Below are 542 nucleotides of genomic sequence, written 5' to 3' on the forward strand. Positions count from 1 at the left end.
AAGCAAATCCTCTATCAAATTGCACTTATTACACAATGGGTGTTTAATACTTTCAGTCAAAATTTTTAGCCACTAAAGGTTCTATATGGCAACGATCAAGGATGTCGCGAAAGAAGCAGGTGTTTCGGTCGCAACGGTTTCTCGCGTGATCAACAAGTCCCCAAAAGCCAGTCAATCATCGGTAGAGTCGGTCACCAAAGCAATGAGCAAATTGGGTTACAGACCCAATGCCGCAGCTCGCGCACTGGTGAGTCAAAGCACAAATACCATGGGTGTGTTGGTGAGTGATGTGTCCGATCCTTTCTTCGGCACGCTGGTCAAATCCGTCGACAATGTCGCGCGCGAAAATGGCAAACATATCTTGATTGGCAACGGTTACCATAATCCAGAAGATGAACGTCAAGCCCTAGAATTGCTGATCAACAGCCGTTGCGATGCAATAGTCATCCACTCGAAAGGCTTATCTGATGAGGAGCTAATTGGCTATGCCCAAGAAGTGAAAGGTATGGTGCTTATCAATCGTCATATCCCAGAGCTTGCTG

At 46.1% G+C, this 542-nt stretch carries 1 protein-coding gene; it reads left to right on the forward strand.

Annotation, left to right across the window (positions count from 1 at the left end; all coding sequences use genetic code 11):
• Window positions 1-85: 85 nt before the first annotated feature.
• Window positions 86-542: LacI family DNA-binding transcriptional regulator (locus tag R7Q46_RS29680; RefSeq protein ID WP_318078654.1), on the forward strand; the 457-nt coding region annotated here is incomplete at its 3' end.

This window comes from Vibrio sp. 811 (assembly GCF_033339195.1).